The organism is Acinetobacter sp. YH12231 (assembly GCF_013417755.1).
GTDB classification, from domain to species: Bacteria; Pseudomonadota; Gammaproteobacteria; order Pseudomonadales; family Moraxellaceae; genus Acinetobacter; species Acinetobacter amyesii.
On the sequence record NZ_VPDJ01000001.1, the window covers coordinates 188,524 to 205,546 of the forward strand.

Consider the following 17,023-nt stretch of genomic DNA (forward strand, 5'->3'; position numbering starts at 1 on the left):
TTTATCTATAAATATTCGTCAAAGAGCATTGACGCTTTACAGCTCAATTTGATGAACAAGTTCTGGATATAAAATAATATTTTTAATTCGCTTTAAATAGATGTCACGAGCAATGTCACCTTGTTGCTCAATGTTGTAGTCAAAAAATGCCTTGTGTGGTTTGAGGGTATAGCGGTAAGGATTATATTTTTTAAAACTGAAGAAATACGCCATCTGTAACACAGCGCCTCGACCCAAAACATTGATCTGCTGCTGGTATTGATAAACATGGGCCATCTCATGAATAAACAGGGCACGATATCCTAAAGACGCTTTGGCATAGTCCGCTTTAAACAGTAAATTTCGTGCATGGATATACCCCTGAGGCGCCATGACCACATGCGCCGATTGCCAAGGCAAAAAAGGGTGATTCATCACTTTCACTTGCTCATATTGAATCAAATCCCCAAACACACTCCGACACATGGATATTTCACCTGCCGTGAGAGATCGATATTTAAAACCTTCAAGTTTTAATAGTCGGATGAGCGTGTGAAAGAAAGGCAACATGATGAAAGGTGTCTAAAGCTCTAAAGGGATGTGCAGTTTTACTATAACCTGAAAATACAATATCACGCTGTTGCGCTGTATTTAAAGAGCGATATTTTTGCATCTGCTACAGCGAAAAATCGGTTAGGGCGTTACAATTTAGCTTTCGGTCAAACAGATAGTCAGATGCAAGCACGGATCAATACTTTAATTTCTGAAATCAGCAAAAATATGTATGAACGTGAGCAGATTATTGCTTTGAGTTTGTTGGCTGGTGTTGCGGGCATGAATACCTTTTTATATGGTTTGCCTGGCACAGCAAAAAGTTTGATTTCACGTCGAATTGCCTCAGCTTTTGAAGTCCATGACTACTTTGAATATTTGATGAATCGTTTCAGTACGCCGGAAGAAATTTTTGGCCCAGTATCAATTAAAGCCTTAAAAGAAGATCAATATATTCGTAAAACAGAACATTATTTACCACGGGCAGATTTTGCTTTTTTAGATGAAATTTGGAAAGCCAGCCCTGCGATTTTAAATACTTTACTGACCTTGGTGAATGAGCGGAGTTTTAAAAATGGTGACATTGTCCAAAAAGTTCCATTGAATGTTTTGGTTAGTGCATCGAATGAAATTCCCGAATCAAATCAAGGTCTAGATGCATTGTATGATCGTTTTATTTTGCGTTTAGAAGTGCCGCCGATTGCTGTTGCAAAAAACTTTCATGCACTATTACAGGCCAAGCCGAGTCAAGTCAGTGTTGAAGTCGATGCAACTTTAAAAATAACAAAAGCAGAGTTACAAGATTGGCGGGAACAGATTTATCAGGTGGATTTACCCGAATCGATTTTAAATCTATTTGATCAACTTAAAACACGACTCAATCATAACTTTGAAGACCACGTGGTCTATGTCTCTGACCGTCGTTGGCAGCGTGTGGCTTATTTAGTCAAAGCCTGTGCTTTTTTAAATGATCGTCCATCGGTGATTTTGAGTGATCTATTGATTTTAAAACATTGCTTGTGGAATCAGCCTGAAGACATTGGTTTTGTATCGCAGCAGATAGATGAAGTATTGGCTGAAAATGGCTTAAATTACGGTTTGCAATTCGAACAGCATGTGGCAGAGAAGGATGCACTTGAACAGCGGGTGCTCAATCATTTTTATTATACCGATGATGTGTATGAGAGTTATTTAATTCATGGCATTGACTACTTGCGTGCAGTGACTAATCTAGATCGACACTATAAAGATAAAGTGTTGTATCTCGAACTGGATAAAATGGATACGAAAAAGGACTTCTTTGCCTTAGATGATACTGGTGAAGAAGTGCGTGGCATCGTATGTAATTTTAATGGTTCAAGAGTATGTACGTTAAAAGGTGGTTATTACGGCTTAGAAGAAGTGGTGACGCCGTATATAAAACATACCAAAGGTAGTCCACGCAGCTCTCTTTCAGCACAAAGCCAATATGAGCTGTTACACGAAGTTCAACAGCTCAAAGCACTGTTTCAAACAGAATTGGATCTGTTGACGGAACGCTTTAACAGTCAAAAACATCAGTTTAAATCGGTCTTTGTCACTGAACAGGATATTCAACAATTAATTCAATCTATTGAGCAGCAATTGGCGAGATATCAGTTGCAGTTACAAGATTGTGAGCGCTTGGAACAGTTATGTCGCAATTAAAACTGACACGACATCAAACTCAATCGGCACTCGATGAATTAAGTTCACAACTATATGATGAATTAAAACAATCCAGTTTAAAACATTGGTTGGAAGATCATAAAGTTGCAAAAAAGCTCGATCAAAAAATTCAGGAATGGGCCTTTCAGGCAAAATCGAGTTTAGATCAGCAGCATCCCTATGCAGTGGCGCAGCAGCAATTGGAATATTGGCTTGCGTTAAAGCATTGGGAGCAGGGTGATTTTGTTCAATTCCACACTGAATATGCCGCCTTCATGCAAACCTTAGGGATTCCAGAATTCACTGAAATGTGGCAACAGAGCCAACAGCCATTGCTGACCAAGCAGCAGCGTCAATTACAAATAGAGCTATTTAAAGGCAAATGGCAGCGTAAATTGACCGAAGCCATTGCGCATTGGGAGTTTGAGCAGCTCAGGTTACAACGAGATGCCTTTTTAGATGAAATCAAAGATTTTCTTGCGACATTGTCGAAAATGGTCAAGCACCATGACAGTGTCGGGTTTGAAACTGGGATTTTTCTAGACTATTCCAAAGGGCAATTAACTGAGCATGATGTACAGAACTTTGAGCAATGGGCGAATTATCTCGAGCAAGATCGGGCGCTTAAACGTTTATGTCAAATGATCGGAAGCGCACAGCCGAATATGCCACGTAAGCGGATTTCTGCGCAGTTAGAACAAGAACCACTGCAGCTTATTCACACCCCGATGGCGCAAGAGGAAATTACTGGAATTAAATTGGCACAAGAACTCAGTATGGCTTTACCTAGCGAGTTGGCGCTATTAGCCGATCCAGACTTGCAAGTTTTATTTGATTTGAAATATTTAGAATCTAATTTGATGAGTTTTAATCGACAAGGTCAGCAACAGGGACGGGTGATTGAAGACCAACGCCATACGCAGCATCGAGTCGGACAAAAAGGCCCGATGATTGTTTGCTTAGATACTAGTGGCTCAATGAATGGGCAACCTGAACTGATTTCCAAAGCGATTTGTCTATATTTATCCATTCGAGCGTTAAAAGAAAAGCGAGCGATGTGTTTGGTAAATTTCTCGACCAATTTAACCGCGCTGAATTTACAGAGTAACAGTGCTTTGGATGATGTCATTCACTTTTTAGGGCAGTCATTTCATGGGGGAACCGATATTATCCCTGCGATGAATCATGCCGTGGACATGTTGAAACAACCGAATTTTGTACATGCCGATGTGGTGGTAATTTCCGACTTTATAATGGGTCAACTGACTGAAGAACTCATGCAAGAGATCACACATTTTAAGCAGCAGGGCAATGGATTCTATGCTGTGGCTATCGGTAATTTTAAACTAGATCATTTAGATGACAGCCTGTTTGATCATCAATGGGTCTATCAATCTGTGACTGGCGAAGTGCAAAAAATCTAATAATCGTCCCTCACAAAAAATACGCCATGACCTTTAATGACAAGCTTTTGAGCCATACAGCATTGATGTTTTAAAGATTGTCTGACAAAGAAAATATTTGAGCATTTTTGCAAATCTAGAGGTCGGTTTTGCTAATGGCCTAGTGATCTATCTCACTTAATTTGATCCTCAATCTATGTGTTTTTACTTTAATCGACATGAAGTCAATGAACGGTAAACACCCAAATTGAGAGCAAAATCATGAGCGCTTTTCAACCGATAAAAAAACTTTAGCACGCGTATTTGCAGGCCCTGTCTTTGACCCAACAAAACAGTCTGCCGTTGTTCCTATTCGTCATATGAAATTTGATTTCGAACCAGAAAAAATTGATCCAAAATTTTATATGAATGCAGAATTGGCCAGTGCCTATTTTGCATCTTTATCTATTTTCTTAACCCGTGGCGAAGATTTGGTGATTGATACTGCTCGATATCATCGCGACTTTATTCAAGATCCTGTATTAAGACAACGTGTCACGTCGTTGATTGGGCAAGAGGCTATTCATTCACGTATGCATGAAGAAATGAATGAAGCGTATCGCGCAAGAAATCTGCCTGTGCAATTTTTTAGAAAGTTAGAACACTACGTCTTTGCCTATGGTTTTGAACGTATGCCACAGCCAATGAAGTTATCCTTAATGGCAGCAATTGAGCATTTCACCGCAGTGCTTGCGGAATACATGATGAATCATGAAGAAATCTTTTTTAATTCAATAGATGAAAAGCAGCGCGCTATTTGGATGTGGCATATGTTGGAAGAGTCTGAACACAAAGACATTGCCTATGATGTTTATCAAGAATTATCAGGTAATTATGCTTTACGTATTGCTGGCTTTTTCCCTGCATTAATTACCATTTTGGGTTTGATTTCGATAGGCGCTTCGATTGTACCGTTTTACAGAAAACCGTCGAACTTGATTAGCCTAAGCTACTGGAAAGATGTTCCGCGCAGTTTCCAACTGATTTTTGGTTTAAAAGATGGTGTCTATGGTAGCAGCCTCGGGCATATTTTTGACTATTTACGACCAAGTTTTCACCCGAATGATCATGATACTTCTGCGTTTCTTGAATATTACAAAAAGCGTTTGTTGAACCCTGTTGATGGCGTATTGACACCTTATTTTGTCAAAGAATTTACCCCAGCATTAAAACGATAAAAGGACACAACCATGGGTCTATTTGGGAAAAAGAACAAGCCAAGTGAAAATGGCTATGCGGTGGTCACCGGTGCAGGCAGTGGTATTGGGCGAAGTTTCGCTTTGGAGTTGGCACGTCGTGGTGGGACAGTGGTCTGTGCCGATATTCATTTAGAAGCAGCGCAAGAAACGGTAGATCAAATTCAATCCATGACCTCATCAAACGCATATGCAGTGCAGTGTGATGTCGGTAAGGCTGAAGAAGTTAAAGCACTGTCAGAGCAAGCTGAGCAGTTGATGGGGCATGCTGTGACCTTGGTGATCAACAATGCAGGCGTCGGGCTGGGTGGTAAATTTGATGAACTGAGTTTAGACGACTGGCAGTGGTGCATGCATGTCAATTTGTGGGGTGTGGTGCATGGCTGCCATTATTTTGTACCCAAGTTGAAACAAAATAAGCAAGGCGGCGCGATTATTAATGTTGCTTCTGCTGCGGCATATACCGCTGCACCAGAAATGACAGCATATAACGTGACGAAGTCGAGTGTGTTGGCATTGTCTGAAACTTTATCGGCAGAGCTCAGATCGGCAAATATCCGTGTGAATGTACTGTGCCCAACCTTGGTGCCGACCAATATCATGAAGAATGGACGCTTGCCCAATCGATATTCAGGCTTAGCTGATCAACTGCTGATGAATCATGCATTTACGACGAGCCACGATGTCGTCGATTTGACATTGAATAATTTAGATGCAGGGAAGTTGTATACCATTCCGCAACCTGATGCCAAATTATTTTGGTGGTTAAAGCGTCTATCCCCGCAAACCTATACCCGCTTATTGGGGGTGGGTTATCCCTTATTTAACAACTATATTAAAAAGTCGGGAGCAAAAGCATGAATATGCCGACACAATTACATGACGAAGATGTAAAAGCATTAGATCAAGAGAAAATTCAAACTAAAAAGGCAACAACGCAAACTAATGCACGTCGTCCTGTAACGTCTTCTGCCAAAGCAAAAAAAGCAGTACAAGACCAATCAGAGTCAGAGCCTAGCCTAGAAAAACCAAGCGTAGAAAATCAAGTGCGTGTCTACGATACCATCGTGATTGGTGCGGGGATATCAGGTTTAGCTGCTGCTCATCAAATGAATGAACGGGGTTATACCGATTATGTGGTTTTAGAAAAAGCCAATCGCGTGGGAGGAACATGGCGCGACAACACCTATCCAGGTTGTGGATGTGATGTTCCTTCGGCGTTGTATTCTTTTTCATTTGCGCCGAGTCATAAATGGAGTCATTTATTTGCCAAGCAACCTGAGATTCTGAACTACTTAGAGGATGTGGCAGAGCAGCATGGGCTTTATCGTAACATTCAGTTCAACTGTGAATTGATTGCAGCGGAATGGAATGAGGAATTAAAGCAATGGCAATTGGAGACGAGCAAAGGTAAGTATGCGGCGAGAACGGTAATTTTTTCCACTGGGCCGATTACTGAACCTCAAATTCCAAAAATTAAAGGTATTGAAAGCTTTGAAGGTGAAATGTTCCATTCTGCGCGATGGAACCATGCCTATGACTTAAAAGAGAAACGTATTGCAGTGATAGGTACGGGAGCATCTGCGATTCAGTTTATTCCTCAGATTCAACCTATTGCCAAAAATGTGGTGGTGTTTCAACGGACTGCGCCATGGGTATTACCAAAAGCAGATTTACCACTGAATGACCGTGCGAAAGGCATGATTACACGCTTTCCCTCTGTTCAAGAAACTTGGCGCAAAAGTGTGGCCGGTATATTAAATGGTATTAATTTAGGACTACGTAATCCTTCGCTTTTAGAGCCTGTGAATTATTTGGGTCGTCAGTTGTTAAAAACACAAATTCAAGATGCTGAATTACGTGAAAAAGTTACACCAAACTTTTCTATTGGTTGTAAGCGTCTTTTATTTGCCAATAACTATTATCCTGCTTTGCAGCAAGCCAATGTCGAACTTGTACCACATGGTTTAGTTGAAATAGAAGGTAATACTGTTATTGCTGCGAATGGTGAACGTCATGAAGTCGATGTCATTATTTGGGGCACAGGTTTTGAAGTTTCTCATCCGCCGATTGGACAACGTGTAAAAAATGCCAAAGGGGAGTTATTGTCAGAACTTTGGAAAAACAGTTCTCCTGAAGCGTTTTTGGGTACCAGTATCGCGCAAGTACCTAATGCCTTCTTGGTGCTCGGGCCAAATATTTTGGTTTATGACTCATTCATTGGGATTGCAGAAGCACAGGTTGGGTATATCGTCGATGCCTTGGTAAAAATGAAATAAGAGAAGATACAACGGCTTGAAATTAAGCCAAATGTATTGGCCTATCACAATGCAAAAGTGCAGACACATCTACAGACGACAGTCTTTAATAGTGGCGGCTGTAAGAGCTATTACTTAGATGCCAATGGGCGCAATTTTGCAGCTTGGCCGTGGTCACTGAAACAGTTAAAGCAGCGTCTTAAACATGTGGATTTGGCAGATTATGAGACTGTTGCTTAGAGACTTTGGTTTAATAAATGTCGCTTAACTCGATAAGCCAAAATGAAGCATCATCAATATTTAAACCTTTTGTTTACAGCCTAATTTCTACGTGGCATTGGGCTTTTTTTATGACGATATCTGATGAAACAGTGTGAGATTTTCTAGAAAATGGCGATTTAAAATACACTCAGCAATAAACACCATACTTTATAGCTTGTGAGGCATCGTTTTATCTAATGATTGAGTTGGAAAATTCAGTCAGATGGGGGTGTTTAATAGCGCAAAATAAATCTAGTTGCATAAAAAAACCGCCCCAAAGGGACGGTTTTTAGATTCGCACAATTCTTTCGAATTAACGACCTTGGATATCGCGTTGAGTTTCGCCAGTGTAAAGCTGACGAGGACGACCGATTTTGTAAGGTGCGCTGTGCATTTCTAACCAGTGGCTGATCCAACCAACAGTACGTGCAAGAGCGAAGATTACAGTAAACATTTCTGTTGGGATACCAATCGCTTTAAGGATGATACCTGAGTAGAAGTCTACGTTAGGGTATAGGTTACGTTTGATGAAGTATTCGTCAGAAAGCGCAATACGTTCAAGTTCCATAGCCAAAGCAAGTTGTGGATCGTTGATACCAAGTGCAGTTAACACTTCGTCACAAGTCTCTTTCATTACTTTCGCACGTGGATCGAAGTTTTTGTAAACTCGGTGACCGAAGCCCATAAGTTTAACTTCTTTAGTTTTCACTTTTTCCATGAACGGAGCAACGTTTTCTACAGTGCCGATTTCATCAAGCATCTTAAGAACAGCTTCGTTCGCGCCGCCGTGAGCAGGTCCCCATAGAGCCGCGATACCCGCAGCGATACATGCGTATGGGTTAGCGCCAGTAGAACCAGCAAGACGTACTGTAGAAGTAGACGCGTTTTGTTCGTGGTCAGCATGAAGCGTGAAGATACGGTCCATTGCTTTAGCAAGAATAGGGTCAACTTTGTAATCACGGTCTGCAGGAGTAGCAAACATCATGTACAAGAAGTTTTCTGCGTAGCTTAAGTCGTTACGTGGGTAAACGAATGGTTGGCCTACTGTGTATTTGTAAGTCCAAGCAGCTAAAGTAGGAACTTTAGCGATTAAGCGAATAGCAGTGATTTCGCGGTGATCAATGTTTTCAACATCGAAACCGTTGTGATAGAACGCAGAAAGCGCACCAACAACACCACACATGATCGCCATAGGGTGAGCGTCACGACGGAAACCATTGAAGAAACGGCCAACTTGATCGTGAACCATAGTGTGGTTACGAACTTTAGCATCGAATTCTTGTTTTTGTTCAGCAGTAGGAAGCTCGCCGTTCAAAAGAAGGTAGCAAGTTTCTAAGTAGTCTGCTTTAGTAGCAAGCTGGTCGATTGGGTAGCCACGGTGTAGAAGAACACCTTTACCGCCGTCAATGAAAGTGATTTTAGATTCACAAGCAGCCGTTGAGACAAAACCAGGATCAAAAGTAAAGTGACCTGCGGCCAACACATCTTTAACGTCAATTACATCTGGGCCTAGAGTGCCACTGTAAATTGGTAAGTCAATTTCTTTGCCATCAAGCTGTAAAACGGCTTTTTTGCCAGTTGCTTCAGACATTCAATAGATCTCCTGTCCTGGTGAATGTTTTATCTGACTCAGTACTAATCTTTTAATGCGAGAATCAGACGGATCAAAAATTTGCTCTAAGATTAGAGGGAACTGAAATTTTGTCAATTATACTTATGGATATAAATTGAGGATCATTCCTTGAAATGAAGCACAATTCATCCGCTTAAAAAATGAGTAAAATCACAGTGCCGACGCAGTATAATAAGTCAATTTGCAGGGGAGGTGCAGATTAAAAAAAGCCTATTGCCTTAATTGTAAGCAATTTTTAATTCTTAAAAACTCTGAAACAAATATGAATTACAAGACCGCTATTTCATTAAATTATTATAATTTTCGTAACTTACACACATCTGTGGCTCTAAATTGCTTTTTTCTTATTCATAATTAAAACGACTTAATCGTACTTAAAAAAAAGTTCGTTTGGTTAAAAAATAGTTAATTAAACGCCTTTAAAAGCTTAATAAATGATCATTTTTGTCATTTGAAAGGTAAAAAATGGCGTTTTATTAAACAGATTTGCTGTTGTTGAGATTTTTATGCACAGACTAAGTTCTTATTTCGTTTCATGATCTTTCAGTTTTATCATTTGAGAAAATGATGCACATTTATTTTTATGATTATGGCTTGGCGAATGTGTTGGAAGATTTTAAAATGTAGTGGGAAAAGAAAGATTTAGATTTGTTCATCTTTAGTCTAAAAGTTTAAATCGCTATATACACACAAAAACAATAAGTTAAATTTACATTTAACTGATTAAAACCAACAACATAGTATGATTTTCTTAGATAAATAAGGTATTTTTTTTTAGAAAAGTTATTGTTAATGATTCTTATTTAAGGATATTTTGCAAAATTCCTAATTGTCTTCGTTTGTGTTTTGAAAGTTCACGTTTTATAATTCCCTGTCGTTTATAAGATCAGACAGCTGCAGAGTTTATTATATTGTAATGTCTGACTATGCTAGCTTTCCTACGAATTAATTCCAACAAACTCCGGATGGAGTTTTTACTTACAGGATGCCCGCTGTGAAAAGCAACAGACCTGTCAATTTGTCCATGGGTCAAGTTTTAGACGTAAACTTAAAATCCCCTGTGGCTATTGCATCAATTTTACACCGTCTATCAGGTGTTATCGTATTTTTACTCGTACCGGTCCTTCTTTGGATTTTAGACAAATCTTTATCTTCACCTGAAGGTTTTGCGCAAGTTCAAGCTGTGTTTGATAGCTTTATTGTGCGTTTTGTCGTATGGGTATTTGTAGCCGGCTTAATTTATCACCTTATCGGTGGTATCAAGCATCTATTTGCAGATCTTGGCGTTGCTGAAGAACTTCAAAGTGGTCGTATCGCAGCTACTATTTCATTGATCTTGTCTGCAATCGGTATTGTTGCAGCATTTGTATGGATTGTTCTCTAATGAAAAGTGCTACAGGTTTAACAGGATCAGGTTCTCGCGATTGGTTTATCCAGCGTGTAAGTGCCGTTGTATTGGCTGTTTATACTATTGTTGTACTGGGCTGGATCCTTTGCAATAGCGGATTCACTTTTGAGCAATGGTATGGCTTTATGATGACAACACCAATGAAGATTATGTCTTTATTGTCTGTCTTATCTCTTGTTGCGCATGCTTGGATTGGTATGTGGCAAGTATTCACTGACTATGTGACTACTCGTCAAATGGGTCCTTCAGCAAACGGTCTGCGTTTAGTGCTGACTTCTGCAGTGATTGTTGCAGTATTTGCATACGCGATCTGGGCGATCCAGATTTTTTGGGCAAATTGATAGGAAAATATCATGGGCGCTATAACCCCTAAAGAAGATTACACAAATATTCCACACCTAACTTTCGATGCAGTCATCGTTGGTGGTGGTGGTTCAGGTATGCGTGCTTCTTACCAACTTGCTCAAGCTGGTTTGAAAGTTGCTGTACTGACTAAAGTATTCCCAACTCGTTCACACACTGTTGCAGCGCAGGGTGGTATTGGTGCATCTCTTGGTAACATGCAAGAAGATAACTGGCACTACCACTTCTACGATACAGTTAAAGGTTCTGACTGGTTAGGTGACCAAGACGCAATTGAGTTTATGACTCGTGAAGCGCCTCAAGTTGTATATGAGCTTGAACACCTAGGTATGCCATTCGACCGTAATGCTGACGGTACAATTTACCAACGTCCGTTTGGTGGTCATGCTGCGAACTATGGTGAAAAACCAGTTCCACGTGCATGTGCTGCTGCCGATCGTACAGGTCACGCACTTCTTCACACGCTTTATCAAAGCAACGTGAAAATGGGTACTCAATTCTTCGTTGAATGGATCGCACTTGATTTGATCCGTAATGAAGAGGGTGATGTGCTTGGTGTGACAGCAATTGACCAAGAAACAGGTAAAATTGCAGTATTCCAAGGTAAAGCAACATTGTTCGCTACTGGTGGTGCTGGTCGTGTTTACCGTGCATCTACTAACGCTTATATCAATACTGGTGACGGTCTTGGTATGGCAGCTCGTGCAGGTATTCCATTGCAAGATATGGAATTCTGGCAATTCCACCCAACAGGTGTTGCGGGCGCAGGCGTATTGTTGACAGAAGGTTGTCGTGGTGAAGGTGCGATCCTTCGTAACGATGCTGGTGAGCCGTTCATGGAACGTTATGCTCCGACACTTAAAGACTTGGCACCTCGTGACTTCGTATCACGTTCAATGGACCAAGAAATTAAAGAAGGTCGTGGCTGTGGTCCTAAGAAAGACTACATCTTGCTTGATATGACGCATCTTGGTGCTGAAACAATCATGAAACGTCTTCCATCTGTATTTGAGATTGGTAAGAAATTCGCGAACGTTGACATCACTAAAGAGCCAATTCCTGTAGTACCTACAATCCATTACCAAATGGGTGGTATTCCTACAAATATTCATGGTCAAGTGGTTGTTCCTGTATCTCGTGAAACTGAAGCTTTGGTTGCGAACTACAATAAAGAAACTGGTGTGTACTCACACAATGCGGGTGACCGTGATTTCACTAAACCAGTGAAAGGTTTCTATGCAATCGGTGAATGTTCATGTGTATCTGTACACGGTGCAAACCGTCTAGGTACAAACTCATTGCTTGACTTGGTTGTATTTGGTAAAGCTGCTGGTGAACATATTGTTGACTACGTAACTAAACACCACGGTGATGAATACGCTCCATTACCTACAACTGTTCTTGAAAACACTTTGAATCGTGTTCGTCATCTTGATGAATCTACTTCTGGTGAAAATGCTCAAGAAGTTGCTGATGCAATCCGTGACATCGTTCAAGACCACGCTGGTGTATTCCGTACATCTGCACTACTTGAAGAAGGTGTGAAACAGATTCTTGCGATCGAACCACGTGTACGCAACATTCATTTGAAAGACAAATCTAAAGTATTTAACACAGCACGTGTTGAAGCTCTAGAAGTTGAAAACTTGTATGAAGTTGCAAAAGCGACATTAATTTCTGCAGCTGCACGTAAAGAATGTCGTGGTGCGCATACAGTGGTAGATTTCGAATTACCACCTGATCATGCTGACTACCCATACGGCCGTCGTGATGATGAGTGGATGAAACACACTTTATGGTTCTCTGTAGATAACCGTCTTGAGTACAAACCAGTACGTTACAAGCCTTTATCTGTAGATGCTATTCCACCTAAACCACGTACATTCTAATTGGGAGAAGTAAGATGAGTAGAGGTACTCGTACATTTAATATCTACCGCTACGATCCTGATAAGGATGCAGCTCCGTACATGCAAACTTTTAAACTAGAGTTGACTGACAAGCACCGTATGTTGCTTGATGCGCTTCTAGCATTAAAAGTACAAGACGAATCATTAACATTCCGTCGTTCATGTCGTGAAGGTATTTGTGGTTCTGATGGTGTAAACATCAATGGTAAAAATGGTTTAGCGTGTCTTTGGAACCTAAACGACTTACCAGAAGTGATTACAATTCGTCCACTTCCAGGTCTTCCAGTTATTAAAGACTTGGTTGTAGATATGAATCAGTTCTACGATCAGTACAATAAAATCCATCCGTTCCTAATCAACAATCAGCCTGCGCCTCCTAAAGAGCGTTTGCAGTCTCCTGAAGAGCGTGAACATTTAGATGGTTTGTACGAATGTATTCTTTGTGCATGTTGTTCAACTTCATGTCCATCATTCTGGTGGAACCCAGACAAGTTCTTGGGTCCTTCAGCATTGTTGAACGCATATCGCTTCATCATTGACTCTCGTGATACAGCAACTCAAGAGCGTTTGGCTCGTCTTGACGACCCATTCTCATTGTTCCGTTGTAAAGGTATCATGAACTGTGTATCTGTATGTCCTAAGGGTCTTAACCCAACTAAAGCAATCGGTCACATCCGTAATATGCTTTTAGATCTTGGTTAATAGATTTAGCAGTAAAAAGAAGCGCACCATTGGGTGCGCTTTTTTTGTCATATATAAAAATGATGATAGTGAAAGTTATTCGCTGTCATTGCAGAGTGCTATAAATGGATTTCATAGAAACGTAGTGAATTAAAAGTATAAAGTGATAGATAAATGGTTATTTATTGATGAAACGCTCGTTCAAGTCTGTCAAAAGGATTAGAAGATGTTATTATGTAACGTAGTAAAAAGAGAGAGGATAGGAATGTCAGCTCTCTTTTGTTTTTGTATATGAGATGAGGTAAAAATCGAACGTAGACTTTTGTCTTAATTGAAAGATCATTTTATATGTAGCACCATATCATAGATGAAAATACAAACAGTGTATTTCGCTAATTTATGAGAGGTATGTGTCAAAAAAATCAATTGAAAATGCTCGAACGTGTTAGCATTTAAAGTATCACTATATGTAAAAAATGACTTTGAATTGGGTACATTTTTTCTACAATTTAAGCGCTGTAGACGGTATATAAATGTTAATAAAGTCGCTTTAGAAAAGATAATTGCGAAAAATTTATTTTTTCTAAGATGATTTGCAAAAATTGCCCGATTTATGTCGGGTATTTCTCAATGAGTAATGATGCCGCTGAGGGCGTTATTGTTCATTAATCACATTGGGTAATCCTAATGTAGTGATAACGCCTCAAGGCTTAAGCCTAATGGGGACTAATGTCATATTACCAATTTGACATTACTAATCATGGGTTCGCTTAAAAAGCATCCTGAAATGTTTTGCAATAGGAAATGGGTCCACAAATGCAAGAAGTTGCTGACGCACTGCGTCTTGACACTGAACTTAGCGCTGACAGTGCAGCGTATATTGAAGAACTTTATGAGCAGTATCTAACGGCTCCAGACTCAGTAGAGGCTGATTGGCGTGAATACTTCGATAAATTCCCGAAAGGTGATCAACCACACAGCAATGTACGTGAGCAATTCCTATTATTAGGCCGTAATTCAAGCCGTGTTCAGCCAGTAGTGCAAAGTGCAGTAAGTTCTGAGCATGAACGCCGTCAAATCGGTGTATTACAGTTGATCGCTGCATACCGTAACCGTGGTCATCAAAACGCAAAATTAGATCCACTAGGTCTTGCAAAACGTGAAATCGTGCCTGATCTAGATCTTGCTGCGCATGGTTTAACTCAGTCTGACTTAGACACTGTATTTAATACAGGTAACCTTGCAATCGGTAAATCTGAAGCAACACTTGGTGAAATGGTTCAAGCAATGGAAGCAACTTATACTGCTTCAATTGGTGTTGAATACATGCACATTGTTGATACCAAAGAAAAACGTTGGATTCAACAACGCCTTGAAGGTACTCGTGGTCAATTTGGCTACACTGCAGACCAAAAGAAACACGTCCTTGAACGTCTAACTGCAGCTGAAGGCCTAGAAAAATACCTCGGTAACAAATTCGTTGGTGCGAAACGTTTCGGTGTTGAAGGTGGTGAATCTTTCATTCCTATGGTGAATGAACTTATTCAACGCGCGGGTTCAGTAGGTTGTAAAGAAGTGGTTATCGGTATGCCTCACCGTGGCCGTTTAAACCTTCTTGTAAACATCATGGGTAAAAACCCAGCTGACCTATTTGGTGAGTTCGAAGGTAAAGCACTTCATAAAAAAGGCTCTGGTGATGTTAAATACCACCAAGGTTTCTCTTCAAACGTTATGACTCCGGGTGGCGAAGTTCACTTGGCACTAGCGTTTAACCCATCACATTTAGAAATCGTTGGACCTGTAGTTGAAGGTTCTGTACGCGCACGTCAAGTACGTCGTAAAGATATTGGTGGTGATGATGTATTACCAATCATCGTTCACGGTGATGCTGCATTTGCAGGTCAAGGTGTAAACCAAGAAACCTTCCAAATGTCACAAACTCGCGGTTATACCGTGGGTGGTACAGTTCATATCGTCGTGAACAACCAAGTTGGTTTCACAACGTCTGACCCACGTGATGCGCGTTCTACAGAATACTGTACTGACATCGCGAAAATGATCCAAGCACCGATCTTCCATGTGAACGGTGATGATCCTGAATCTGTATTGTTTGTTTCTCAATTGGCACACGATTTCCGTCATACATTCCGTAAAGACGTTGTGATCGATATGTTCTGCTACCGTCGTCGTGGTCATAACGAAGCTGACGAGCCAGCTGCAACTCAGCCAATGATGTATCAAATCATCAATAAAAAAGCGACTACTCGTACGCTTTATGCTGACAAACTTGTACAAGAAGGCGTTCTTGATCGTGCTTCTGCTGATGCAATGGTTGAACAGTATCGTTCTGACCTTGAAGCAGGAAAACACGTTGCAAATGCGTTGGTACTTGAGCCAAATACAAAAATGTTTGTGGACTGGAAACCTTACCTAGGCCACGAATACACAGACAAATGGGATACGACTTTCCCAATCGAACGTCTAAAAGAGCTTGGTGCGAAAATGCGCGAGCTTCCTGAAGGCTTCGTGATGCAACGTCAGGTTGCTAAAGTGATTGATGACCGTCTGAAAATGCAGACTGGTGAAATGCCATTGAACTGGGGTGCTGCTGAAACATTAGCTTACGCGTCTCTTCTAGATGAAGGTTTCCTTGTTCGTTTAACAGGTGAAGACGTTGGTCGTGGTACATTCTCACACCGTCATGCAAAACTTCATAACCAAGTAGATGGTTCAACTTACATTCCATTATGTAACTTGAAAGAAAACCAACCGCGTACTGCAATTTATGACTCTTTATTGTCAGAAATGGCGGTTCTTGCATTCGAATACGGTTATGCAACAACTCTTCCAAAGAGCCTTGTCATTTGGGAAGCGCAATTTGGTGACTTCGCAAACTGTGCACAGGTTGTAATCGATCAGTTCATCGCGTCTGGCGAAACGAAGTGGGAACGTGTATGCGGTCTGACTATGCTTCTTCCACACGGCTTTGAAGGTCAAGGTCCTGAGCATTCATCAGCTCGTTTAGAGCGTTTCTTACAGCTATGTGCTGAAGAAAACATGCAAGTGATCACACCGACTACACCAGCGCAGATTTACCATGCGATGCGTCGTCAAGCACTTCGTCCAATCCGTAAACCAATGATCGTGACTTCACCGAAGTCTCTTCTTCGTCACAAACTTGCAACCTCTACATTAGAAGAACTTGCAAATGGTTCATTCCAAACTGTGATTGATGAAATCGACAACATCAACAAATCAGACGTAACTCGTCTAGTGCTTTGTGGTGGTAAGGTTTACTACGACTTACTTGAAAAACGTCGTGAAAAAGAATTGAACAACACAGCAATCGTTCGTATTGAACAATTGTATCCGTACCCAGAAGCACGTCTTGCTGAAGTTCTTGCACAATATCCAAACGTTAAAGAATTGGTTTGGGCTCAAGAAGAACCGAAGAACCAAGGTGCATGGTTATTCATCGCTCCGCGTCTGTATGACGACGTGATGAAAGCGGGCAAACAAGTTCGTATTAGTTATGCAGGTCGTGAAGCTTCTGCTGCACCGGCTTGTGGTTCACCATATTTGCACGCAAAACAACAAGCTCAGCTCGTAAATGATGCTTTAGCTATCGTAGCTGAATAACAGGAGATTCTTAATA

General features: G+C 40.7%; 11 protein-coding genes and 1 pseudogene. 10 read left to right on the top strand and 2 right to left on the bottom strand.

The genetic code is table 11. The features are described 5' to 3' along the window. Window positions 1-36 precede the first annotated feature (36 nt). Window positions 37-549: a hypothetical protein gene (locus tag FTV11_RS00860; RefSeq protein WP_180063458.1), complete on the bottom strand. Its 513-nt coding sequence runs from the start codon at window positions 547-549 to the stop codon at window positions 37-39. 165 nt (window positions 550-714) lie between these two features. On the opposite strand from FTV11_RS00860, the gene FTV11_RS00865 reads away from it, so the two are divergent. The 5 genes and pseudogenes from FTV11_RS00865 to FTV11_RS00885 all read left to right on the top strand — a co-directional run bounded on the left by FTV11_RS00865 (window position 715) and on the right by FTV11_RS00885 (window position 7,353). Further along, entirely contained in the window at window positions 715-2,217 is a 1,503-nt protein-coding gene (locus tag FTV11_RS00865; protein WP_180073244.1) for an AAA family ATPase, read from the top strand. Beyond that, entirely contained in the window at window positions 2,205-3,641 is a 1,437-nt protein-coding gene (locus FTV11_RS00870) for a VWA domain-containing protein (protein WP_180026468.1), read from the top strand. Before FTV11_RS00865 ends, FTV11_RS00870 begins: the two co-directional genes overlap by 13 nt. Before the next feature lie 338 nt (window positions 3,642-3,979). Then, a complete protein-coding gene (locus FTV11_RS00875; protein WP_180073226.1) occupies window positions 3,980-4,837 on the top strand; it encodes a metal-dependent hydrolase in 858 nt (285 codons plus the stop codon). Between the two features lie 12 nt (window positions 4,838-4,849). Further along, window positions 4,850-5,716: an SDR family NAD(P)-dependent oxidoreductase gene (locus tag FTV11_RS00880; protein ID WP_180041852.1), complete on the top strand. Its 867-nt coding sequence runs from the start codon at window positions 4,850-4,852 to the stop codon at window positions 5,714-5,716. Continuing rightward, window positions 5,713-7,353: pseudogene (locus tag FTV11_RS00885) on the top strand (NAD(P)-binding domain-containing protein). The gene FTV11_RS00880 and the pseudogene FTV11_RS00885 overlap by 4 nt, the downstream one beginning before the upstream one ends. A 334-nt stretch (window positions 7,354-7,687) precedes the next feature. Here FTV11_RS00885 and gltA read toward each other — a convergent pair. Further along, window positions 7,688-8,965: a citrate synthase gene (gltA, locus tag FTV11_RS00890; protein ID WP_078189909.1), complete on the bottom strand. Its 1,278-nt coding sequence runs from the start codon at window positions 8,963-8,965 to the stop codon at window positions 7,688-7,690. Between the two features lie 1,027 nt (window positions 8,966-9,992). Between gltA and sdhC the strand changes: the two genes are divergently transcribed. From sdhC to FTV11_RS00915, 5 genes are all read left to right on the top strand, one after another. Then, window positions 9,993-10,391 (top strand): succinate dehydrogenase, cytochrome b556 subunit, encoded by a 399-nt coding sequence (sdhC, locus tag FTV11_RS00895; RefSeq protein WP_078192993.1) that lies wholly within the window; start codon window positions 9,993-9,995, stop codon window positions 10,389-10,391. After that, a complete protein-coding gene (gene sdhD, locus FTV11_RS00900) occupies window positions 10,391-10,756 on the top strand; it encodes a succinate dehydrogenase, hydrophobic membrane anchor protein (RefSeq protein ID WP_078192992.1) in 366 nt (121 codons plus the stop codon). Before sdhC ends, sdhD begins: the two co-directional genes overlap by 1 nt. 12 nt (window positions 10,757-10,768) lie before the next feature. Continuing rightward, window positions 10,769-12,667 (top strand): succinate dehydrogenase flavoprotein subunit, encoded by a 1,899-nt coding sequence (gene sdhA, locus FTV11_RS00905; protein ID WP_180011021.1) that lies wholly within the window; start codon window positions 10,769-10,771, stop codon window positions 12,665-12,667. A gap of 14 nt (window positions 12,668-12,681) precedes the next feature. After that, window positions 12,682-13,389: a succinate dehydrogenase iron-sulfur subunit gene (locus FTV11_RS00910; protein WP_078189905.1), complete on the top strand. Its 708-nt coding sequence runs from the start codon at window positions 12,682-12,684 to the stop codon at window positions 13,387-13,389. 795 nt (window positions 13,390-14,184) lie between these two features. After that, window positions 14,185-17,007 carry a 2-oxoglutarate dehydrogenase E1 component gene (locus tag FTV11_RS00915; protein WP_180007471.1) on the top strand — a complete coding sequence of 941 codons (2,823 nt, stop codon included), beginning with the start codon at window positions 14,185-14,187 and terminating at the stop codon, window positions 17,005-17,007. Window positions 17,008-17,023: the final 16 nt, after the last annotated feature.

Coding starts and splice junctions, on each gene's coding strand:
- FTV11_RS00910 (WP_078189905.1), top strand. CDS start 12,682: ATGAGTAGAGGTACTCGTACATTTAATATCTACCGCTACGATCCTGAT.
- FTV11_RS00875 (WP_180073226.1), top strand. CDS start 3,980: ATGAAATTTGATTTCGAACCAGAAAAAATTGATCCAAAATTTTATATG.
- FTV11_RS00860 (WP_180063458.1), bottom strand. CDS start 549: ATGTTGCCTTTCTTTCACACGCTCATCCGACTATTAAAACTTGAAGGT.
- FTV11_RS00915 (WP_180007471.1), top strand. CDS start 14,185: ATGCAAGAAGTTGCTGACGCACTGCGTCTTGACACTGAACTTAGCGCT.
- sdhC (WP_078192993.1), top strand. CDS start 9,993: ATGCCCGCTGTGAAAAGCAACAGACCTGTCAATTTGTCCATGGGTCAA.
- sdhD (WP_078192992.1), top strand. CDS start 10,391: ATGAAAAGTGCTACAGGTTTAACAGGATCAGGTTCTCGCGATTGGTTT.
- gltA (WP_078189909.1), bottom strand. CDS start 8,965: ATGTCTGAAGCAACTGGCAAAAAAGCCGTTTTACAGCTTGATGGCAAA.
- FTV11_RS00865 (WP_180073244.1), top strand. CDS start 715: ATGCAAGCACGGATCAATACTTTAATTTCTGAAATCAGCAAAAATATG.
- sdhA (WP_180011021.1), top strand. CDS start 10,769: ATGGGCGCTATAACCCCTAAAGAAGATTACACAAATATTCCACACCTA.
- FTV11_RS00870 (WP_180026468.1), top strand. CDS start 2,205: ATGTCGCAATTAAAACTGACACGACATCAAACTCAATCGGCACTCGAT.
- FTV11_RS00880 (WP_180041852.1), top strand. CDS start 4,850: ATGGGTCTATTTGGGAAAAAGAACAAGCCAAGTGAAAATGGCTATGCG.